This is a genomic window from Xanthomonas sp. AC360 (genome assembly GCF_979258225.1).
This window is the reverse complement of the sequence record NZ_OZ409846.1, coordinates 1228407-1248191: the sequence shown is the minus strand read 5'-3', so window position 1 is coordinate 1248191 and position 19785 is coordinate 1228407. Positions and strand designations below refer to the sequence as shown.

At 65.3% G+C, this 19785-nt stretch carries 18 protein-coding genes, 2 other RNA genes and 1 pseudogene; 10 read left to right on the top strand and 11 right to left on the bottom strand.

Translation table 11 applies throughout. The features are described from left to right. Positions 1 to 643 precede the first annotated feature (643 nt). Positions 644 to 1756 (top strand): pectate lyase family protein, encoded by a 1113-nt coding sequence (locus tag ACZZ0O_RS05360; RefSeq protein ID WP_463590179.1) that lies wholly within the window; start codon positions 644 to 646, stop codon positions 1754 to 1756. Between the two features lie 254 nt (positions 1757 to 2010). Then, positions 2011 to 2907: an RluA family pseudouridine synthase gene (locus tag ACZZ0O_RS05355; RefSeq protein WP_463590178.1), complete on the top strand. Its 897-nt coding sequence runs from the start codon at positions 2011 to 2013 to the stop codon at positions 2905 to 2907. A 24-nt stretch (positions 2908 to 2931) separates the two neighbouring features. Here the strand turns inward: ACZZ0O_RS05355 and ACZZ0O_RS05350 are convergent, their stop codons facing one another. After that, positions 2932 to 3177 (bottom strand): helix-turn-helix domain-containing protein, encoded by a 246-nt coding sequence (locus tag ACZZ0O_RS05350; RefSeq protein WP_115552350.1) that lies wholly within the window; start codon positions 3175 to 3177, stop codon positions 2932 to 2934. 111 nt (positions 3178 to 3288) lie between these two features. On the opposite strand from ACZZ0O_RS05350, the gene ACZZ0O_RS05345 reads away from it, so the two are divergent. After that, entirely contained in the window at positions 3289 to 3591 is a 303-nt protein-coding gene (locus ACZZ0O_RS05345; protein ID WP_463590177.1) for a hypothetical protein, read from the top strand. Positions 3592 to 3697: 106 nt separating this feature from the next. On the opposite strand, the gene ACZZ0O_RS05340 is transcribed toward ACZZ0O_RS05345, so the two are convergent. After that, entirely contained in the window at positions 3698 to 4129 is a 432-nt protein-coding gene (locus ACZZ0O_RS05340; protein WP_193552864.1) for a hypothetical protein, read from the bottom strand. A 231-nt stretch (positions 4130 to 4360) separates the two neighbouring features. Between ACZZ0O_RS05340 and ACZZ0O_RS05335 the strand changes: the two genes are divergently transcribed. Then, positions 4361 to 4762 carry a hypothetical protein gene (locus ACZZ0O_RS05335; RefSeq protein WP_463590176.1) on the top strand — a complete coding sequence of 134 codons (402 nt, stop codon included), beginning with the start codon at positions 4361 to 4363 and terminating at the stop codon, positions 4760 to 4762. 51 nt (positions 4763 to 4813) lie between these two features. Then, a non-coding RNA gene (locus ACZZ0O_RS05330) (sX9 sRNA) lies at positions 4814 to 4887 on the top strand. Positions 4888 to 5150: 263 nt separating this feature from the next. On the opposite strand, the gene ACZZ0O_RS05325 is transcribed toward ACZZ0O_RS05330, so the two are convergent. Continuing rightward, positions 5151 to 6758, bottom strand: coding sequence for an alpha/beta hydrolase (locus ACZZ0O_RS05325; RefSeq protein ID WP_463590175.1), 1608 nt, complete (start codon positions 6756 to 6758; stop codon positions 5151 to 5153). Between the two features lie 680 nt (positions 6759 to 7438). Between ACZZ0O_RS05325 and ACZZ0O_RS05320 the strand changes: the two genes are divergently transcribed. Together ACZZ0O_RS05320 and ACZZ0O_RS05315 are read left to right on the top strand one after the other, a co-directional pair. Further along, positions 7439 to 7927 (top strand): hypothetical protein, encoded by a 489-nt coding sequence (locus ACZZ0O_RS05320; protein ID WP_463592398.1) that lies wholly within the window; start codon positions 7439 to 7441, stop codon positions 7925 to 7927. Between the two features lie 102 nt (positions 7928 to 8029). Further along, a non-coding RNA gene (locus tag ACZZ0O_RS05315) (sX9 sRNA) lies at positions 8030 to 8106 on the top strand. A 122-nt stretch (positions 8107 to 8228) separates the two neighbouring features. Here ACZZ0O_RS05315 and ACZZ0O_RS05310 read toward each other — a convergent pair. Then, positions 8229 to 9342: pseudogene (locus tag ACZZ0O_RS05310) on the bottom strand (type II toxin-antitoxin system RelE/ParE family toxin). Beyond that, on the bottom strand, positions 9329 to 9535 hold the full coding sequence (locus ACZZ0O_RS05305; RefSeq protein ID WP_463590174.1) for a hypothetical protein: 207 nt from the start codon (positions 9533 to 9535) through the stop codon (positions 9329 to 9331). Before ACZZ0O_RS05305 ends, ACZZ0O_RS05310 begins: the two are co-directional and overlap by 14 nt. 249 nt (positions 9536 to 9784) lie before the next feature. Here ACZZ0O_RS05305 and ACZZ0O_RS05300 point away from each other — a divergent pair, with 249 nt between their 5' ends. After that, on the top strand, positions 9785 to 10306 hold the full coding sequence (locus ACZZ0O_RS05300) for a hypothetical protein (RefSeq protein ID WP_463590173.1): 522 nt from the start codon (positions 9785 to 9787) through the stop codon (positions 10304 to 10306). A 33-nt stretch (positions 10307 to 10339) separates the two neighbouring features. Here the strand turns inward: ACZZ0O_RS05300 and ACZZ0O_RS05295 are convergent, their stop codons facing one another. Both ACZZ0O_RS05295 and ACZZ0O_RS05290 read right to left on the bottom strand, forming a co-directional pair. Further along, a complete protein-coding gene (locus ACZZ0O_RS05295; protein ID WP_161964561.1) occupies positions 10340 to 11605 on the bottom strand; it encodes a phospholipase D-like domain-containing protein in 1266 nt (421 codons plus the stop codon). Positions 11606 to 11773: 168 nt separating this feature from the next. After that, positions 11774 to 12322 (bottom strand): RNA 2'-phosphotransferase, encoded by a 549-nt coding sequence (locus tag ACZZ0O_RS05290; protein ID WP_463590172.1) that lies wholly within the window; start codon positions 12320 to 12322, stop codon positions 11774 to 11776. 334 nt (positions 12323 to 12656) lie between these two features. Here ACZZ0O_RS05290 and ACZZ0O_RS05285 point away from each other — a divergent pair, with 334 nt between their 5' ends. Both ACZZ0O_RS05285 and ACZZ0O_RS05280 read left to right on the top strand, forming a co-directional pair. Next, entirely contained in the window at positions 12657 to 13208 is a 552-nt protein-coding gene (locus tag ACZZ0O_RS05285; RefSeq protein ID WP_463590171.1) for a YdeI/OmpD-associated family protein, read from the top strand. Between the two features lie 114 nt (positions 13209 to 13322). Then, entirely contained in the window at positions 13323 to 14684 is a 1362-nt protein-coding gene (locus ACZZ0O_RS05280) for an MFS transporter (protein WP_463590170.1), read from the top strand. A gap of 271 nt (positions 14685 to 14955) precedes the next feature. Here the strand turns inward: ACZZ0O_RS05280 and ACZZ0O_RS05275 are convergent, their stop codons facing one another. From ACZZ0O_RS05275 to ACZZ0O_RS05260, 4 genes are read right to left on the bottom strand one after another with little or no spacing between them, the layout of a single operon-like run. Beyond that, positions 14956 to 17127 (bottom strand): FUSC family protein, encoded by a 2172-nt coding sequence (locus ACZZ0O_RS05275; protein ID WP_463590169.1) that lies wholly within the window; start codon positions 17125 to 17127, stop codon positions 14956 to 14958. Continuing rightward, positions 17124 to 18584 (bottom strand): efflux transporter outer membrane subunit, encoded by a 1461-nt coding sequence (locus ACZZ0O_RS05270; protein WP_463602870.1) that lies wholly within the window; start codon positions 18582 to 18584, stop codon positions 17124 to 17126. The genes ACZZ0O_RS05275 and ACZZ0O_RS05270 overlap by 4 nt, the downstream gene beginning before the upstream one ends. After that, a complete protein-coding gene (locus ACZZ0O_RS05265; RefSeq protein ID WP_463590168.1) occupies positions 18581 to 19504 on the bottom strand; it encodes an efflux RND transporter periplasmic adaptor subunit in 924 nt (307 codons plus the stop codon). Before ACZZ0O_RS05265 ends, ACZZ0O_RS05270 begins: the two co-directional genes overlap by 4 nt. Further along, complete coding sequence (locus ACZZ0O_RS05260) at positions 19501 to 19719, bottom strand: DUF1656 domain-containing protein (RefSeq protein ID WP_074052590.1); 219 nt, start codon at positions 19717 to 19719, stop codon at positions 19501 to 19503. Before ACZZ0O_RS05260 ends, ACZZ0O_RS05265 begins: the two co-directional genes overlap by 4 nt. Between the last annotated feature and the right edge of the window lie 66 nt (positions 19720 to 19785).

Below are 19785 nucleotides of genomic sequence, written 5' to 3'. Positions count from 1 at the left end.
TTATGCGTCTGGCCGCGCTCTTGCGCGTGCAGGTATGGGATGCGATCAACCCGGCGCAGTCGATCTTGGTGTGAGCGTTGTCTGCCAACGCATCGTATGGGCATCGCTCCAACCTCTTCCTACGCGACCGAAGAGAGAGACATCCTGCAGAGAGAATCGGCAAGGCAAAGCGCGATCCCATTGCATGAAGCGGCTGTCGACGCCACGGCCAAAGCCAGCGTCGGCAAGTTGTAAGCAGACGGTCTTCGACGTGTCTTTTTTTTCGACACCGTACACGTCCAAACAGCGCGCGTTGCGATGCAGGCGCTGTGTGTTTTGCGCAATGTCTTCAACGTTGTCCCAATGGCTCGCGTGACATGCGTCGGCGCATTGTGGATTTGTGTGCATGCCATCACCCGCGATGGGTTCGCTGCGCAGCAAAACGCAACACACGCGCGATTTAAAAGTGAATAGTCGTTTGCGGTTGAGTCTGTTTTGCTAGATTTCGCCCGCCATCGCGGCACCCTGCAATAACAGCGGTGTTGCCGATGGCCAGCATGCCTGCCGTCTTCGTCTTGCGACGTGCGTGCGGCAGGCAATCTCTTGCATGCGTCATGGGGACAACATGAAGATCGAATCGAGCAAGACTCTTGCGCGAAGTGGGATGCTGCGCGCCGTTTGCGGTGTGTGCCTGTCTGTGGCGAGCATGGCGGCGTTGGCCGATCCTGCGCGTGAGGTGGCCAGCACCGGGTGGGCAACGCAAAATGGTGGCACACGTGGCGGCAGCGCGGCGGCGCTGGCAGATACGTTCGTGGTCGCCGATGCCGATGCGCTCAGGACGGCGTTGCGCGCACCGGTCGGTGCGGGCGGGCGCTTGATCTATGTGCAAGGCGTCATCGACGTCAGTGGCGGTGTGGCCTATGCCACCAAGGCCGAAATGAAGCAGCGCGCGCGCCTGGAGATTCCCGCCAAAACTACGCTGATCGGGGTGGGAGCCGATGCCTGGATCATCGAAGGCTATCTGCTGGTCAAGAGCAACGATGTCATCCTGCGCAACCTCAACATCGAAAACCCTTGGGACCCGGAGCCGCTGTGGGATCCGACCGACGGCAAGCTGGGCAATTGGAATTCAGAGTTCGATGGCCTGACCATCGACGGTGCCAGCAATGTATGGATCGACCATATGGTGTTCACCGATGGACGTCGGCTGGATGATCGCAACGAAGTCGCCAATGGCCGCCATGTGCAACATCACGATGGCGCGCTGGACGTCAAGAATGGTGCCAACTACGTGACCATCTCGCACACGTTCTTCGATCACCACGAGAAGAACACGCTGATTGGCTCCACCGACAAGACTGACCGTGGCGATGTGGGTAAGTTGAAGGTCACCATCCACGATTCGCTGTTCAACGCGGTGGCATCACGTGGCCCGCGTGGGCGTTATGGCCAGATCCATCTATTCAACAATCTGCACCTGGGCGACAAGGCCGATCCGGACTATCCGTTCAACTATGCGCATGGTGTGGCGATCCAGTCGGCGATTCTGTCGGAGAACAATACCTTCCTGGTGGGCGGCGCCAGTGGCTGCAAGGATGTGGTGCAGGACATCGGTGGCGGCAGGTATGTCGATCGTGGTTCGCAGGTCAACGGCGTGCCCATGGTCTGCACCCTCAACACGGCGATCGGCTGGAAGCCGCCGTATGCGTACGCGCTGCTGCCGACGTCGGAGGTGCCAGCCGCAGTGCTGGCAGATGTAGGAACCGGGCTGCTGTAGCGGTATGCGGCGCAGGCACGGGCCTGCGCCGCATGTATGGTGTCGACGCGTGCGGCGGACGTGCGTCGGGATGAGCGCGCGCGACATGCAGGCCAGCAAGCCAGGCGGCAGGGGATGCGTTGTCCACCAACGCGCCGCTTGGAGATCGCTTGGGAATCGCATTCCCCGATCAGTGAGGCAGGCACGTTGCAGTGATAGTCGGTGCGGCAAGGTACGATCCCATTCAATTGTTTGAGTGCGCTGCTGCTGTCGCCATGTCCGCTCCCCGCCCGACCCTTGATGGCATTCCTGCCAGCCAGTTCCAGCTACCGTCCGGCCCGTGGCACACGGTGCTGCAGGCGCTATGTGCGTGCTTTCCCGGCGTGGCGGCTGAGACGTGGCGCGATCGCTTCGCGCGTGGACGCGTGCTGGATGACCAGCAGCGGGCATTGGATGTTGCCACGCCGTATCGGCTTGGCGCAGAGATCTATTATTTTCGCGAAGTCGCGGACGAGCCGATCATCACGGCAACGGAAACGGTGGTACATGCCGACGCGCATATCGTCGTTGCCTGCAAGCCGCATTTTCTGCCCGTGGTGCCTGCTGGTGCGTACGTGCGCCAGACGCTATTGACGCGGTTGGTTCAGCGCCTGGATAACCCGGCGCTGGTGCCGCTGCACCGCATCGACCGCGATACCGCCGGACTGGTGTTGTTCTCGGCCAACCCGGCGACACGTGGGATCTACCAGGCGTTGTTTCGCGAGCGACGCATCCGCAAGCACTATCTGGCGGTGGCACCGCCGCTACCGGGGCTGGCGTTTCCGTATGTGCGTCGCAGCCGACTTGAGCCGGGCGAGCCGTTCTTTCGCATGCGCGAGTGCGTGGGCGAACCGAATAGCGAGACGGTGATCGATGTAGTTGCGCGCGGCGCAGACGCGTGGACCTATCGGTTGGAGCCGGTCACCGGGCGCAAGCATCAGTTACGCGTGCATATGGCCGCGTTGGGCGTACCGATCCTGCATGACCGCTTCTATCCCGATCTGGAAGACCAGCGGCCAGATGATCCAGAACGGCCGTTGCAGCTGTTCGCGCAGACGCTGGCATTCGATGACCCGATCACGGGGGAGCCGAGACACTTCACCGCGACGGTCGCGCCGAACAGTCATGAGTGACCCAACAAGCGCTGGTTCGACGCGTTATTTCAGTTCCTTCTCGAAATCGCTAACGAACTTCGTCAGTGAGGTTCCGCAGGCGTTGCAGAAGTCGCGTAACTGGAGAAGATCCATCCGGCGACTGCCTCGCTCGACGTCACTCACATACGACTGTGGACGCTCAAGTGCTGTGCTCAAGGCAACCTGCGTCAACCCAGCGGAGAGGCGAAGCTCGCGCAGTTGCTGTAGCAGAATGTCGTAATGGTCTTTGTGGATCGACTTGATTGGCATGGCGGCAACGTTGATGGGCCGCACTGAAGCTATATCCCCTTTTCAAATATCTGAAAAAGGGATAAATTTGGTATGCGGACATCTTGTCCGCTCACGTCGAGGACGGATGCCATGACGACTTCGAAAACCCGCAAAACCGCCACGCTACGGACGCAGCAAGAGCCCTTCACCTTCGGCGTCACCGTCGCGCAGATCGACCAGTTCCACACGCTGCTGCGTACGATCACTGCGCAGAGCGACATGGTGGCGGTGTGCAGCGGCAATCCACTGGATGCCAACAGCCTATCGGTGCTGGGCGAGAACATTTTCAATGCCGCACGCGCGGTGCGCGTGGTCGTCGACCAGATCCACGCGCAGCGGCTTAGCGATGATTGCGCAGTGCGGGTATCGCTAGCGCGCGGTAGCAAGCGGTAGTGCAGATATCAGATGCCGGGGCGCGCGCGTGCATGCGGCCCCGGCGGGTGCAGGCATCGCTCGGGATGCCGGCTGAAACGGTTCCGGCGCGTAGCGCCGGATGGCCTCAACGCACCTTGTACAACACCGCCGCACCAGGCCGTGGCTCGAACATCGGCACGGTCTGCTGCTTGAGCGCGGTGCCCTTGGCGTCCCACACCAGCGTTTCGACCGGGTAGTCGTCCTTGCGGGTCATCGTGTCGATCTGCTTGACGATCACGGTCTTGCCGGCGGGTACTTCCGGGTTCCAGGCGAACACGCCCAGGCGGCCATAGAACACGGCCGGGGCGGTGGCATCCAGGCGGCGGTCGGGGCACATCACCAGGCCACGCTCCAGCATCACGCGCAGCGCGCCGACGGGCACGGCCTTGACGGTGGGGCTGGTGCGCTCGGTGCTGTGGCCGGGGCAGACATTGGCCGAGCGGGTGATCATGTCTTCGGCGACTTGCCGGTCGGATTGGGCCAGCGCCGGCACGGCGGTGGCGGACAGGGCAAGCAGGGCAACGGCGGACTTCCAGTTCATCGGCGACTCCTCATGAGATGACACTCCAGAAACGGCGGCCCGGGTCACCCGGCGCCACCAGCAACGCGCCCAGATGCTAGCAAGGCGGTTGTTAAAGACTGCCGATGGCAATGCCGGCTGACTGACGCAGCGGCTGTCGGGAGACTCCCGATTGAGCGCGGCTAGCCGCACCGTTAGCGTGCGCGCTAGACACTGCCGGACTGCACCGTGGAACGCGCCGACCTGATTGACTCACTGCTCATTGGCATGCGCCGGGCCGAAGCCCTGCGCGCGCAGCCGTCCAGCTACAGCACCGCGCACAGCGCGCAGATGGCGGTCGATCACGGCAAGGCCGCCGACGCCGAGCTGGTGCTGTCGCTGTTCAAATTCAGCCCGGAGCATCTCAAGTTGCTGGGCGGTGCCGGCATCGAGGCGCTGGGCGAGATCGTGTGCCACGCCTGGGCACTGCACGGTGGCAATAACGCGGCGCTGATCCGCTGGTTTCGCGAACCGATGAACGCGCTGGATGGCCAGACCCCCGCCGCATTGGTCCGCTCCGGCAGCCTCAAGGTGCTGCTGCTGGTATTGCGCCAGCAGATGGAGTGGGAGCTGCCCAAGCGCTCGGCGTGAGCAGCTGAGAAACCGACTGTACTCACCGCATGGCGGGTTGGCCGGTGTTCGGTGCACGCGTGCACACCGGTGATGGGCGCGTCGTCCAGAGCCACCTGACGACTGCTCGTGACGTGTTGTTAGCTGCTCTCAGCGGCGAGAGCGAAGATGCGCGCGGTGTGGTCAATGCCACGCATCTTGCGCGTCTTGCACAGTACGTTGGCACACTGCATCGCGATGCTCAGGTGCGTTGCTGCACGCAGCAGCCCTGCATGCGGTTGCACGAGCGCGCTGCTGCGCCGTGCGGTGTTGCAGCGCAGGCGCAGATATCGAGTTAATCGTCTGAGCGAAATCCGTCGCGCGCACCGCCGGGACGCCACGCGGCGGCGCCGGCGGTGCGAGGGCGCACTTACTGCTTCGGTCGCGCCACTGCGTACATTTCCGACGCGATCTTCTTCATCAGGGCGTTGCCGTCGTCGCCTTCCTTGTACAGGTCGAAGTGGCTGCGGCCTTCCAGATAGCGGAAGTCGCTCTTGGCGCCCAGGCCGTCCAGCACCGACTGGAATTTATGCGCCGCGCCGTCCAGGTAGAACGTGTCGGCGGTGCCGACAATCAGGTGAATCTTGCCGTCCAGGTCCGGCTTGAGCGTGGGCCACTGCGCGGCCACGCGGGCGGCGATGTCGTAATGCGTGCGCCAGTAGGCCGCCACGGCCGGGTCGACCTTGCCGGTGTCGCGATCGAACATCGGCACCGGGCGGCCGTCGGCACCGCGCGGGGAGAACACCCACTCGAACGAGGTGAGCTGGCCGCCGTACGGGCCGAGCACGCGTTCGAGCTTGGCGAAGGTTTCCAGTTCGGCCACCACCTTGCCCCCATCGCGGACCAGCGGGAACTGGCTGCCGTCGGGGCGCCGGTAGACGTTGGCATTGGGCGCGTACAGATCCGGGCCGGTGAAGTCGCGGAAGTCGCTGGAATCGGGCGAGGTGGACCAGGTGCCGCCGAACAGTTTGGGGTAGCGCGTCTGCAGCCACAGCGTGGCCCAGCCGCCGGACGAGTGCCCGGTCAAGAACCGGCCGCTGGCCTTGCCGTCCATCTTGTACTGGCGCTCCAGCGCCGGGATCAGCTCTTCGGTCAGCGCGTTGCCCCAGGGGCCGTTGTTGACCGAGTCTGCGAACTCGTGGGTGCCGGTGGGCGTGGCCTGATCCAGGAACACCCAGATCATCGGCGGCATCTGCTTGGCCGCCATCGCGCTCCAGGTGGCGGCGATGCTGCCGGCAAAGCGGTTGTAGTTGCCGCCGAAGCCGTGGGTGACATACACGGTTGGGTAGCGCGTGCGGGCTTTGGCGTCATAGCCGGGTGGGGTGAGCACGCGTGCGCGCAGCGAGACCGGCCGGCCCCAGAACGCGCTCAGCGACGGGCTGACCATCGAGGCATCGGTGGTGTGCAGCTTGGCCTCCGGCACGGCATCGCGCACAGCCTGCGGTGCGCGTGGCGACACCTGCCACGGGTCGTCCGAGACAGGCAGCTGTGTGCTGAGCGTCAGTGCCGGCAGCGCTGCGCTTTTGCCCAGGGTGACCGGCGTCACCGCGCTCAGCAGGTCGCCGCCATCGCGGCCGCCGTAGCCGTAGCTGTGGTCCGGGTCCAGCACGGCCTGGAACAGATAGGCGCCGGCCGGCAGCGCGGAAAACCCGCTGGGGTAGACGATGTTGTCCAGATCGATCTGCACGCTGGCCCCCGGCGCAAGCCCGGCAACCTCCTGCGCGGCCACCGTCGTGGCGCTAGGACGGAACGGGTTGGTATCCACCGCCTCCACCTTGCCGTCCTTGGCCTGCGCCTGCGCGTCCTTGGCCAGGGTGGCGAACACCAACAGCCGCCCGGAGACGGGCTGGTCGGTGGCGCCGCCCAGGGTGACGCGCAGCAGGCGATGCGCGGCCGCCGGCTCGGCGGCGTGCGCGGCGCAGGCGCACAGCAGGCCAACGGCCAGCCCAAGGCGAGGTGCAAGACGATGCAGAGACATGCGGATCCTTTGAGACGCTGATGGACGGAGTAGGCGTGGTGGCCCTGGGCGCACTGTAGCCAGTTTGCAGCGGGCTGCGGGCTCTGAGTGCGATGTCAGGTCAACGGATCCGATCTGCCTGCTCTGTACCTTGTCCGGCCGCGCTGGCCAGCGTCAGCAACCGGGTGGCCTGACTGGTGTGTACGCAGGTTGCGCCGTGCAGTGATTCCATCGCTACGGCCGTGGATTTTCAGTATCGGTCGATCACTGAGATTGAGAACAGATCCGACCTTCTGTCGGATTGAAAATAGGCGATGCATCACGCATCGAAGTTAATGAGACGATTTGTCGGGTTGTGAAACGACCGCTCTCCAATATCGCTATATCAAGCGTTTCTCATCGTGCCGAGTGACATATTCGCTAGAGCATGCGTTGGCGAGAATCGTGAGGTCGAGATTGGAATCAAGCGAGAACGTAAACCGACGGTTTTTGTTTGGATGGCTGAGTGAGACATGTCACCTGTGCGGGATGCGCAGGGAACGTCGGGATGAACATGTTCGTCATGCCAGGTAACGCCGCCAATGCGCGTCCAGTGCCATTAACCCGCTTCAGACTCAGGAGTTTTCGACATGCATCAAACACTCAGCCTTTCTCGCCAACTCGCCGCATGCAGCGCGTTACTGCTGACGACGGCCGTGTGCATGGAAGCGGCCATGGCGGCGCCGGTCAGCAACACCGAGCGGGTCACCTTGAGCCATGTCTTCGCCACGCTGCAGAGCGGGCAGGAAGACAAGAAGCCGGAAGACATTGCCGCATGTCGCAAGCAGGTTGCGGCGCCGAGTTCCAAATATCTGGGGATGGTGGTCACCACCACGTATTCCATCGATGCGCAGTCCCTGATCATGACCGCCTCGTCGTCGCTTCCCTCACCCGTCGTGACACAGCCGCTGATGCTGACGGTGCCGCTGTCCCCGTTGGGGTTGTCTGGCGAATATGCCTTCGGCGCGTTTCGCCCGAGCGCGTTGCCCAATACCTATGTGCTGTTTTCGACTGGGCTGAATTTCAAGGGCCCCAAGTCATCGGTGCTCGTCCTCAACAGCGACAAACCCTATAACTGCCTGGTCACCAGCGATCCGGCGCCGTTCAATGGAAAACTGGGCACCCAGCTGGGCAAAGACCAGGGGCGCTGATCTGCGCGACGTGCGAATTGCCGCCGAACGCGCTGACTAAGGGCAGCTAACAACCCTACCGTGCTCACCGCCAGGCGGGCGCGGCCGGTGCTCGGAAGCGGCATGTACCACCCATACATGCCGGTTCTGAGCGCGCCGTCCACACCCACCTGACGACTGCTCGCTACGTTTTATTAGCCGCTCTAAATGGTCGGCGCGTTCGGTTGCGGTCGATGGGCAACGCGACAGCGGTTTTTGGTGAGCGTTTCTGAAGCACAGCAGGATTGCCTGCCGACATGTGCGGCAGACATAGATCCATGCATTACCGATACGGCCCCGGCCCGCGCCAGACTGGCTCGCCCTGGCGGTAGACCTCCATCATGTTGATGACCTCGCGGGCGTCGCCGATGTTCTTCAGTTCCGGCGAATCCGGTGGCAGCAGGCGGCATTTGCTGGAGCCGCGTTTGAGCGCGACATCCAGCGGGCAGACCATGCGTTGCTGGGTGCCGGGCAGGATGATGGCGATCTCCTGCATGCCCTGTTCCTTCCACGCGCGCAGCTGGGTTTCGCTGCGCACGTCGTAATAGACCTGGAAGCCGCCGATATCCATGCTGGGCTGGGCGTTGCTGCGGTCGCGGCGGCGGCCTTCGCTGATGGTGGGCGTGTTGGCGCTGCCGTCTTCGGCGGCATCGGCCGATTCGTCGAGCATGCCCGGTGGGCGGCCGGTCCAGGTTTCGGGGCGGCGCTGCGGCGGCGATGACGGTTCGGCCGGCGGTTGCGGCGGGGTGGGGCGCTGCACCGGTTGTGCACGGCGCTGCTCGGCCAGGCTGCCGCGGCGGGTATTGCCTTGCGGCGGCACCGGGTTCTTGGCGTTCTGGACCAGCGTGGATTGCAGCGGTGAGGCGGCCGGCGGCGGCTGCACCGGCGCAGGGGTCTGCGAGGGCGGTGTGGGCGTCGGGGAGGGCGTGGGTTGCTGCGGCTGATCGGTGTCGCCGACAAAATCCACCTTGGTGCGGCCACCGCTGGCCGAGCCTTGCGGCGGGGTCATGCTGGGGGTGGAGGCGGACAGCAGGATCAGCAGCATCAGCACATGCAGCAGCGCGCTGATCAGCGCGGCGATCCACGGCTCGATACGTTCGATCAGCGGTTCGCTGCGGGGCAGCCAGTCGCTGGGGTCCAGATGGATGTGCAGCAGTTGCAGCGCGTCGTCGCGCACGCGGTAAACCAGCACGTAGGGCGTGTGCTTGACCACCCACTCGCGGGTACCGGGCACGCGGCCGGCGCTGGCCACGCCCGGGCTGCTCGGCCAGGGTGCGGGTGGCCTCCAGCACATGCCGCGCCATCGCCGCGGCAATGGTCGGGTTGAGCGCGTGGTAATGATCCTGGGCGTGGGCGAGCTGCTTGGCGGCCGGGACGGTCCAGTCACGCCGCAACATCAACGCCCCATCTGGCGAACAGTGCGGTGACCTGGGCCGGTGCGGTGATGGCGCCCTGGTCGGCTGCGGCAATCCCGTCCAGCACGGCGGCCTGGAAGCTGGCCGCCTCCACGACGCGCACCACGTCCTGCCAGTCTGCCGTGTCGGGCAGCGTATCGATCAGCGTCTGGGCGTGGTGCTTGATGGCGGACATGGCACTGCGGTGGGGGAATACTGCCGGCAAGTCTACCGCCGCGGCCTTGATCCGCGTGTGGCAATGGCTGGCGTGCGCGTGTGCGGCGTTCACCGAAGGCGATGGCACCGGCGATCGGGAGAGCGACGCACCCAGGAGCCGGCCGCCGTGAAATACGCCGCCGGCCGCAGAAAGTGACACTTGGCACCTTGTTCGCGGTACCGGCGGGTTTCATCCTGCAGCCGTCACTGCACCCACACAGGATTGGTCATGCCCGCTGCTGCCATCGCACCGTTTACCCCGTACCTGTCGATGGCGGCCATCGCCTTTATTTACTACCGGCGCATCCGCCGCAGCTTCGGTCGCCAGCAGTGGAAGCCGGTGGGCACTGGGGTGCGTGTGGCCGTGCTGGTCATCGCCGCCGCCGCACTGGCGTTTGCGGTCTACGGATTACCGCAGGTGCGGCTGGGCGTTGCGCTGGGAACGGCGGCCGGCATCGGGCTGGGCGCAGTGTCGCTGCGTTACACGCACGCCGAATGGGTGGACGGCCGCGGCTGGTACACGCCCAATCCATGGATCGGCGGCGCGTTGATGCTGGTGCTGCTGGGCCGCTTGGCCTGGCGCTGGGGTTCCGGTGCTTTCAGCGAAGGTGCGGCGGCTGCCGGGTCGCAGGCCAGCCCGCTGACCCTGGGCATTGCCGCCGCACTGGTGCTGTATTCGCTGGTGCACGTGGGCGGGGTGTGGTGGCGCCTGCGCCAGCTGCGGTTGCAGGCAGCTGACGCAGTGGTGTGAGCCGATGCGGTGCGCGGCATCGGTGACGCTGCATCACACCTGCGAACGGAACGGGAACACCAGTTTTTCGCCCAGCTTCTGCCGCAGCGGCCGCGCCCGCCAGCGTTCCAGCGTGTACTGCTCGGCGCGTTGCAGGTCGCGATCGAATACCTCGGTCATGCGCGCGGCCAGCGTGGCGTCGTAGACATTCAGGCTGGCCTCGTCGTTGAGGCGGAACGAGCGGATGTCGAAGTTGGTCGAGCCCACCGACACCAGCAAGGTGTCGATGATCAGCAGCTTGGTGTGCAGCATGGTGGGCCGGTATTCGTGGATTTCGATACCGGCCTGCAGCAGCGGCTCCCAGCTGGCCTTGGACGCCAGCCGCACCGACACCGCATCGATATGTTTGCCCGGCAGCAGCACGCGGATCTTGACGCCGCGGCTGCGCGCCTCCAGCAGCGAGCGGGTGATCAGCGCATCCGGCACGAAGTATGCCGCGGCCAGATCGATGGACGTGCGTGCCGCGGCAATGGCGATCAGATACATCAGGTGCATGCTCTCGCTGCCGCCGGCCGGCGAGGCCACGAACAGCTGCGCATCGCTGTCGCCGGCTGGCGCCAGCTGCGGGTAGTACTCGGCGCCGTTGAGCACGCGGCCGGTGGTCTTGATCCAGTTGTCGTTGAAGGCGGCCTGCACCTGCGCCACCACCGGGCCTTCGATGCGGTAATGCGAGTCGCGCCAGTGCTCCGGGTCCTGCGCATCGCCCATCCATTGATCGGCCACGCCCACACCGCCGGTAAAGCCGATGCGGCCATCGATCACCAGCAACTTGCGATGGGTGCGGTTGTTGACGCGGTGCAGGTTGTACCAGGTGAGCGGACGGTAGCGGTGCACTTCCACGCCGGCGTCGGTCATCTCTTCGACCAGCGACGGGTCCATCTTCAAACTGCCGCCCCAATCGATGGTGACGCGCACCTTGACGCCGGCGCGCGCGCGCTCGGACAGCGCCTCGCTGAACTCGCGGCCGATCTCGCCCGACCAGTAGATGTAGGTTTCGAAGGTGATCGTGTGCTGCGCACCGCGGATGGCGGCCAGCATCGCCGGAAAGATCTCGTGCCCGTTCTGCAGCACCTGGATCTTGTTGCCGGGCAGGATCGCTGGCCCCAGCAACACCGACATCTCGCGTTTGAACTGCGGGTCCGAAACGTCGTAGCAATGGCTCGGAATATGCTCGAGCTTCTTCTCAGGTGTGGCGAAGTTGAGCAGCAGCAGCCCCACCAGCAAGGTGATGACGACGGTGGCCACGATGATCCATGTCATGCATCCAACTCCGATTCCCCTGCCACTGCGGCCACAAGCGGCCGGTATTCTGCCAAGGCGCGCGGCATGGGGGTTGTGAAGGCAGGTGCGTGCGCTGCGCTGCCAGGCACTGCTGTGGTGCCGTGCCACATGCCGCTGCGCCCAGCGGCAGTTGCCGGCCTGCGTGCGTCAGGTGGCCTGGGTCAGAAACGTTACCGGTACTGCGTCGATGAGCCACACGCCATTGTCGGCCTCAAAAAACCGCAGGCCCTGGTCATGCATCTGTCCGGCCTGGACGATCAGCAAGACCGGCGTGCCATAGCGGGCGCCCACGTGCATGGCGGTCTGCGGATCGGCGGACAGATGCACATGGTGGCGTTGGCCCGGGCGCAGGCCTTCGCGCAGGATCGCGTCGAGAAACCGCGTTGCGGTGCCGTGGTATAGCAGCGTCGGCGGTGTCTTTGCCACGTGCGCAAGCGCCACGCTCGCCGTCGAATGACCCTGCACTGCACGGATGCGCAGGCCGTTGGCAGACAGCGCAAAGCGCTGCTTGTCGCTGCTGGAGACCACAGCGCCGATCAGCTCCGCATCCAGCGCCTTGCCGTGGACATTGGCTGCCGCAATCAACGCGTCGATGTCTGCCCAGCCGTCGCGATCCAGCGTCAGCCCGATGGATTCCGGTGCATGCCGCAAGACGTAGCTGAGAAACTTACTGGTCTCGGTGTGATGCTTGCTCATGGTGATTGCGCTGGACGATCCGTGTGCCCTGGACGCTTGAGTTTACAGGTGGGGATAGAGGCGGCTGCCTGAGCGCCGGGCAGGTGCGTCTGGTGCGGCGGTTATGCAGTGCGTCCGTTTCTCGTGCGGCGTCCGCGCGTCTTCTGGCCAGTCGCTGCGTGTCATGAAGTGCTCGCCGCTTTGCGACGAAGCTGCAGACGCATCGATTGCGAGCTACAGCTTGCACCGCCATCTATATATGCGTCGCATGGTGGGCGATCGGCTCTACAGGCGCCCGCAACGCGCGCACTGCGCGGCAGCGAACGCGATCCCATGCAGTGCTATCGTCCGCGCCATGGTCAAGCCAGCCGACACCATCCGCTTCAAGGCGGCGCTGCTGCAACCGGCAGTGCCGGCCGATGCCACTTGGCTGTTTCTGCAGCTGCCCGCGACGGCAAGCAACAAGCTGCCGTCGCGCAGTATGGTGACCATTGCGGGCACGTTTGCCGGGCATCCAGTGCAGGCGACGTTGCAGCCGGACGGGCAGGGTGGGCATTGGCTCAAGGTGGATCGCGCGCTGCAGCGCACTGCCGGGGTTGCCGCTGGCGAGACGGTGGCGCTGGACATCGCGCCGGTTGCCGAAGAACCCGAGCCGGTGCTGCCGGACGATCTGCATGCCGCGTTGGCCACGCAGCCAAACGCGCGGGCCACCTGGGACGCCATCACCGCAGTGGCGCGGCGCGACTGGATCTTTTGGATCACCTCGGGCAAGAAGGCCGACACGCGGATCAAGCGCATTGCCACTGCCTGCGACATGCTCGCCTCCGGCAAGCGGCGTGCGTGCTGTTTCGACCGGTCGGGGATGTACAGCAAATCGCTTGCGGCGCCAACGCTCAAAGCGGACTGAAGCGGGCGCGCGGCAACCGGATCTGCGGGATGTATATGCGCCGAAATGCTTACATGCGTCACACAAGTGCGCACCTATACTCCCAGGCTGCCCCACCGAAGAGGTTTTGACCGCATGAGCGCACCCCCCTCGTCTCCGATCGCCGCCGGTTCTGGCGCAGCACCCGGTAGCCTTCGCCGCTCGGTGTCCAATACGCTCAAAGGATCGGCCGGCAACCTGGTCGAGTGGTACGACGTCTACGTCTACTCGGTATTTGCCACCTATTTCGAATCGCAGTTCTTTTCCAAGGAAGACAAGAACGCCACGATGTTCGTGTGGGCGATCTTTGCGATGACGTTTTTGATGCGGCCGATCGGTGCGTGGTACTTCGGTCGCTTTGCCGACCGCTACGGCCGGCGGTTGGCGTTGACGATCTCGGTGTCGATGATGGCGCTGTGCTCGTTCGTGATCGCGGTAACGCCGACGGTGGCCACTATTGGTATTGCCGCGCCGATCATCCTGTTGTTGGCGCGCATGGTGCAGGGCTTTGCGACCGGTGGCGAATACGGCACCAGCGCGACCTACATGTCCGAGGCGGCGATTCCGGGCCGGCGCGGGTTCTTGTCGTCGTTCCATTACGTCACCCTGGTGGGTGGGCACGTGCTGGCGCAGACCACCTTGCTGGTGATGCTGCACTTCTTCGATGCCTCGCAGGTGTCCGAATGGGGCTGGCGTGTGGCGTTCGGCCTGGGCGGTATCGGTGCGCTGGTGGTGTTCTGGTTGCGTCAGACCATGGACGAATCGCTGAGCTCTGAATCCATCGCCGATTCGCGCACCGGCAAGGCCAAGGCGTCGGGCTCGATGCGCGAGCTGTTCGTCAATCAGTGGCGTCCGCTGTTGCTGTGCTTCTTGATCACGGCCGGCGGCACCATCGCGTTCTACACCTATTCGGTGACGGGCCCGAAGATGATCCAGACCGCGTTCGCCGGTGGCGACGTGATGGCCGGCACCATCATCAACCTGGTTGCGCTGACGGTGCTGATGCTGATGCAGCCGGTGGGCGGTTGGCTGTCGGATATCGTGGGGCGCAAGACCTTGCTGGTGTTCTTCGGCATCGGCGGCGTGCTGTACACCTGGTTCCTGGTGACCGAGCTACCCAAGCAGACCGACTGGTTGACCGCATTCGCGATCCTCACCGTGGGCTTTGTGATCCTGACCGGCTACACCTCGATCAATGCGGTGGTGAAGGCGGAATTGTTCCCCACCCATGTGCGCGCGCTGGGCGTTGGCCTGGGCTATGCACTGGCGAACTCCGCGTTTGGTGGCACCGCGCCGCTGTTGTATCAGGCCTCGTTGAAGACCGGTCACGTAAGCGAGTTCGTGATCTACGCAACCGCGGTGATTGCGGTGTCGTTGGTGGTGTACATGTTCTTCCTGACCAACAAGGGCAGCAACTGGCTGGATGACGAAGCGGCGATGCGTGAGCGCAAACGCTGAGGTGTTGATGCAACCGCAAGCTTGATAGCTAGCTCTCTTCTCCTTTCGGGAGAAGGTGCCCGAAGGGCGGATGAGGGGCGCCTCAGGCGACTAGCATGCCAGCCATGGTGAACGCGTCGCCACGCGTCGCCAAGGTGAAGCATCGATATTGCGGTCGTGCATTGGGACACCCCAACCCCAACCCCAGCCCGGGCTCCGGGCCCGCGCCCCGGCCCGCGCCAGCAGCGCGGGCGCTCCAAGGCACGCGCGCCAGTGGCGCGCAGGCAGTGCCTTATCGCCCCGCAGGGAGAGGGGCTAAATCAGGCTTCTGGTGTCTGGCATTTGCGTCCTTCTGAGCCATCTCGGCAAACACGCTGTAACGCAGGCCGATCAAGCCCAGCAGCGCGTCATCGCGATGCGTCCCCGCCGGCACCTTGCCCACGCGCGCCAGCGAGGCATCCAGCCGCGCACGCAAGGCATCCGGTGCAGGCAACGGACGCTTGTGCGCGATCTGTTGCCGGTAGTGCGCGGCGACGTCGGCCAGGATGGTGTCCACCGCGTCCACGCTCGATGGCGCCAAGCCGTGCCGTGCGCTGCGCAGCTGCAAGATGTTCAAGCCCACGCGTACTTCGCTGAGCATATCCATCGATGCCAGGTCGCTGCCTTCCGGCGCCAGCGCCAGCCTGGGCGCGAGCAAGCCGAGCAGATCCAGCATGCGTGCGGCGAACTGGTGGCGGTTCTGCGTGCCATGGCCATCGGCGGCGTCGGCCAGCGTGCGCCAACCCTGGCGGACCAGGCGACGCGCGCTCCATTCGGCGCCGACCGAGCGGAACACCTTTGTGAGCACCACCGCGAATCCGATCCCCAGCACCATCGCCACGGCGGCGTTGACGAAGCTCTGGATGTTGGCGTTGTAGGTGTTCTGCAGGCTGAGCAGGGCGGTGAGATTCACCACCAGCGGTAGCGCGATCAACATGCTCTTGGGCCGATGCAGCAACGCGCCGATGGGCAGAAACACCGCTGCCAACAGCAGCACCAACATCGGGAAGTCGTGGATCGCAGGGAAGATACCGAACAGGTAAATACCTGCGACCACGCTGGCGACTACCGCCCAGGTCAGGAACGACACCATGCTGGGTGCAGGGTCGTCCTGCGCGGCAAAGAACGCGGCTGTGACGGCAGCCATCATCGCGCCGTTGCCACCGCCCTCCCAACCGATGCCGATCCACAACACGCAGTACGCCAGCAGCGCAAAGCCAGCGCTGAGCGCGGAAAACGCCGCCATGCCGAAGTCGATGTGGCGCGCGCTGCTGGCAGGTACGCCTGCATCAGCGGTTTGGGGTCGCGATATGCCGAGGCGCTGCAGCAGCGAGGGTCGCAGGCGCGAACGCGCACCGGCATCGCCTTGCGCAGCGTCCATCGATTCGGCTGTTGCAGCCTGTCTTGCCGCCGGCAGCGCGGTGCCCCGCAGCAACGTCTGTTCCAGCGCGCGGCAGTCTTGCCAGAGGTCGAGCAGTTCATCCAGGCGCAGCAGCAAGCTCGCCAGCAGCAGATGCTCGATGTCCTGATCGACTACCGGGCGCAGCGCGGCGATGCGTGCGCGCAACGCGTCCACGTCAGCATCGCTGCCTGCGTCCTCGCGCTGATCCACCCAACCGGCGACGTCATCCAGCAGCGCCTTGAGTGCGGGCGGCTGTGCAGACCCATCGCGCTGCAATGCATCCAGCCGATCGGCGATCGACGACAGCACCGGCAGCAGCATCAGCATGCGCGCGCGCAGCTGCTCCATCGCCGGCGCCGCACTGGCATGCCGCGGGTCGTCGTGACGGACGAAGGCGATCAAGGCCTCGAACTGCACCAGGTCTGCCGCCAGCCGGTTACGCGGCGTGTGCGAGTCGCCACGCTGCAGCACTTGCCGGCACCATTGCGCAGCGTCCTGCATCCAGTTGCCGATGCGTGCAGTGAGCATTGGCCGTACCGAAGCGGGGAACACCAGCGAGGCAAACAGCACCGCCATTACCGTGCCCAATACGATCTCTTCGCTGCGCGCCACCACGGTGTCGAAGATGCCTTCCGGCGCAGTCACCGCAGGAAAGCCGATAAACGCGGTGGTGTAGCCGGCCAGCAAAAACGCATAGCCGCGCGGGCCGCGATTGAGCAGCGCCAGAAACAGGCAGGCCGACAACCACAACGCCATCGCCGCGCTCAGCAATAGCGGCGTTTCGACCAGATTCGGCAGCATCACCAAGGTGGCCGCGCCGGCCAGCACGGTGCCGAGCACGCGGTACACGCCCTTGGCGCGGGTGGGGCCGAGCAGCGGTTGCGAGACGATATAGACCGTGGCCATCGCCCAGTACGGCCGCGACAGATTGCCGGCCAGCGCCACGTACAACGCGGCGATCGAGGCGGCAAAGGTCTTGACCGAAAACAGCCAGGCTTGGCGATCGCGCAGCAGTGCGTTCATGGCGCGGCAGTGGCAGCGGTGGCGTCGCTACGGGCATCGGTGTTCCAACCGCCGCCCAGTGCCAGAAACAGCTGGAGTTGATCCTGCGACACCTGCGCCTGCGCAGTGGCCAGGGTCATGTCGGCAGTTGCCAGGGTGCGCTCGGCATCCAGGCTGGACAGATACGGGGTGCGCCCGCCTTGATACAGCCGGCGGTTTTGCGTCGACGCCAGTTCGGCCTGTTGCTGCGCCTGTTCCAGCAGATGCAGGCGGTCCAGATCCTGCGCGTAGCGCGAGAGTGTGGTCTGCACCTCGCGCAGCGCCTGCAGCACGGTGTTGTCGAACTGCGCCAGCGCGGCATCGGCGCCGGCTTCGGTGGCGCGCACGCGGGCACGCGCACCGCTGGATGGCAGCGTCCAGGAAATCAGCGGGCCGAACGACCAGGCATGCGTGGCCGGCTCACCGAAATCCGCCAGCAGGCCGGTGGCGCCGATCGAACCGCCCAGGCGGATATCCGGATACAGCTCGGCGGTGGCCACGCCGATGCGTGCAGTGGCCGCGGCCAGCCGCCGCTCGGCCTGGCGCACGTCCGGGCGACGGGCGAGCAAGCTGCGGCCATCGCCAATCGGAATGGGGTGCTGCAAGGCCGGCGCTTGCGCGCAGCGGTCGACACCGGCAGGCACTTCGCCAGGCGTCTTGCCGAGCAATGCCGCCAGTTGATAGCCGGCTGCCTGGCGACGCGCGCGCAGCGGTGGCAGGGCGGCTTGCAGCATCGCCACCTGCGCGGTGGCGCGGGCCAGATCCGGTGGCGTGCCACGTCCGGCGGCGATCAGGCGTTGGGTGATCTCGCGGCTGCGCTGCTGCAATTGCAGCGAATGCTCGGCCACGTGCAGTTCGTGGTTGGCGTGGCAGATCTCTACATAACTGCCGGCGACCTGCGCGGCCACGTTGACACGGGCCAGATCGATCGCGGCCTGCGCCACCTGCGTATCGGCGTGCGCAGCCTCGGCGCCGCGTTGCAGCTTGCCGAACAGGTCGAACTGGTACGACACGCCGAACTTGCCATCGGCCAGGTTGAACACCGGCAGCTTTTCTTCCTGCAGGAAGGCTTCGGCCGACACCTGCGCGCGGCTGACGCCGGCTTCCACTTCGTAATCGAAGCCGCCGGCATCCATGGCCTGTTCGTACACCGCTGCGGCACGGCGCAGGTTGGCGCTGGCGACCTTCAACGCGACGTTGTCGTGCAGCGCCTGTTCGACCAGGCCATCGAGCATCGGGTCCTGATATAACGCCCACCAGCGTGCCGGCAGCGGCGCGCCGGGCTGCACCTGGTCGTTGCCGGTGTCCAGAAACGCCGCATTGGCGGCCGGCCGCTGGTAGGCGGATTGGTCCGGCAGTGCGTAATTGGGGCCGACCGTGCTGCACGCCGCCAGCAACGTGACGGTCGCGCTCAGAGCGAGCAGACGCAGGCGCTTCATGGCGCGGCCTTTGCCTGCACATGCGCAGGCGAGCCAGCAGACGGCGCCGGTGCGGCATCGGGCAGGATCGTCACCGTGGCGGTGCGCCCGGCAATCAGCTGCACGTGCGTAGGCACCTGATCCAGCGCAATGCGCACCGGGATGCGCTGCGCCAGCCGCACCCAGTCGAACGCCGGGGTGACATTGGGCAGCGCGCCGGCGCTACCGCTGCGGTAGCGGTCCTCGATGCCGGCAGCGATGCTTTGCACATGCCCGTGCAGGGTCACTGGCTCGCCCATCAGGCGCACGTCCACGCGCTGGCCGGCATGCACGCCATGCAGGCGGGTTTCTTCGAAATAGCCATCGACGCGGAACGAGCCGGTATCCAGTACCGCCACCACCGGACGCCCGGCGCTGACGTAATCGCCCACGCGCACGGTGCGGTCGCTGACATGGCCATCGGCCGGGCTGCGCACTTGCGTGCGGTCCAGATTGAGCTGGGCCAGATCCACCGCCGACTGCGCGGTGGCCACCGCAGCCTGCGCCTTTTGCACGTTCGAGCGGCGCACCTCGGCATCTTCAGCCGCCACCAGGTCCTGCAGGCTGCGGTCGCGCGCAATCTCGCGGCGCAACTGGCTCAGCGTGGCCTGGCGCTCGGCCAGCGCGGCTTGCGCCTGTTCCAGCGCAATCGCATAGCGCGCGCGGTCCACCACAAACAGCAGCTGGCCGCGCTTGACCGCCTGGTTGTCGTCCACCGCCACCGATTCCACCAGCCCGGACACATCGGGCGCCACCTGCACCACATCGGCGCCCACGTGCGCATCGCGCGTCCACGGCGCGTCCATGTAGTACCGCCACAACTGCTGCAGCACCAGCGCGGCCACCACCACCATTGCCAGGGTCAGCAGCGCCGGCCCCGCGGTCTTGATCAACTTTTTCACGATTGCATCCAACGGGTAAGGAAAAACAGGCCGCCCAACAGCGCGATGTACAGCGCCAGGTTGAACAGCGCCGGGTGCCAGACATGGCGATACGCACCGGCGCGGGTCAGCAGCGCGCCGATGGCGCTGTTGAGCAGGTAGGCCAGCGTCATCAACGCCAGCAAGGTGGGAACGAACACACCGTAGAGACTGAATTCGCCGTACATCGGGCACATCCTGGGAAAGGGAAACAACCACGCCCGGCGCAGCGCAGCACGCGCGCCAGAGCCTGCGGAACGTCA

What these genes read in the sequence shown, in the direction of transcription:
- ACZZ0O_RS05350 (WP_115552350.1), bottom strand. Translation starts at nt 3,177, where the DNA reads ATGCCAATCAAGTCGATCCACAAAGACCATTACGACATTCTGCTACAG.
- ACZZ0O_RS05325 (WP_463590175.1), bottom strand. Translation starts at nt 6,758, where the DNA reads ATGTCTCTGCATCGTCTTGCACCTCGCCTTGGGCTGGCCGTTGGCCTG.
- ACZZ0O_RS05280 (WP_463590170.1), top strand. Translation starts at nt 13,323, where the DNA reads ATGAGCGCACCCCCCTCGTCTCCGATCGCCGCCGGTTCTGGCGCAGCA.
- ACZZ0O_RS05290 (WP_463590172.1), bottom strand. Translation starts at nt 12,322, where the DNA reads ATGAGCAAGCATCACACCGAGACCAGTAAGTTTCTCAGCTACGTCTTG.
- ACZZ0O_RS05260 (WP_074052590.1), bottom strand. Translation starts at nt 19,719, where the DNA reads ATGTGCCCGATGTACGGCGAATTCAGTCTCTACGGTGTGTTCGTTCCC.
- ACZZ0O_RS05295 (WP_161964561.1), bottom strand. Translation starts at nt 11,605, where the DNA reads ATGACATGGATCATCGTGGCCACCGTCGTCATCACCTTGCTGGTGGGG.
- ACZZ0O_RS05355 (WP_463590178.1), top strand. Translation starts at nt 2,011, where the DNA reads ATGTCCGCTCCCCGCCCGACCCTTGATGGCATTCCTGCCAGCCAGTTC.
- ACZZ0O_RS05285 (WP_463590171.1), top strand. Translation starts at nt 12,657, where the DNA reads ATGGTCAAGCCAGCCGACACCATCCGCTTCAAGGCGGCGCTGCTGCAA.
- ACZZ0O_RS05305 (WP_463590174.1), bottom strand. Translation starts at nt 9,535, where the DNA reads ATGTCCGCCATCAAGCACCACGCCCAGACGCTGATCGATACGCTGCCC.
- ACZZ0O_RS05270 (WP_463602870.1), bottom strand. Translation starts at nt 18,584, where the DNA reads ATGAAGCGCCTGCGTCTGCTCGCTCTGAGCGCGACCGTCACGTTGCTG.
- ACZZ0O_RS05320 (WP_463592398.1), top strand. Translation starts at nt 7,439, where the DNA reads ATGGAAGCGGCCATGGCGGCGCCGGTCAGCAACACCGAGCGGGTCACC.
- ACZZ0O_RS05360 (WP_463590179.1), top strand. Translation starts at nt 644, where the DNA reads ATGCTGCGCGCCGTTTGCGGTGTGTGCCTGTCTGTGGCGAGCATGGCG.
- ACZZ0O_RS05345 (WP_463590177.1), top strand. Translation starts at nt 3,289, where the DNA reads ATGACGACTTCGAAAACCCGCAAAACCGCCACGCTACGGACGCAGCAA.
- ACZZ0O_RS05275 (WP_463590169.1), bottom strand. Translation starts at nt 17,127, where the DNA reads ATGAACGCACTGCTGCGCGATCGCCAAGCCTGGCTGTTTTCGGTCAAG.
- ACZZ0O_RS05300 (WP_463590173.1), top strand. Translation starts at nt 9,785, where the DNA reads ATGCCCGCTGCTGCCATCGCACCGTTTACCCCGTACCTGTCGATGGCG.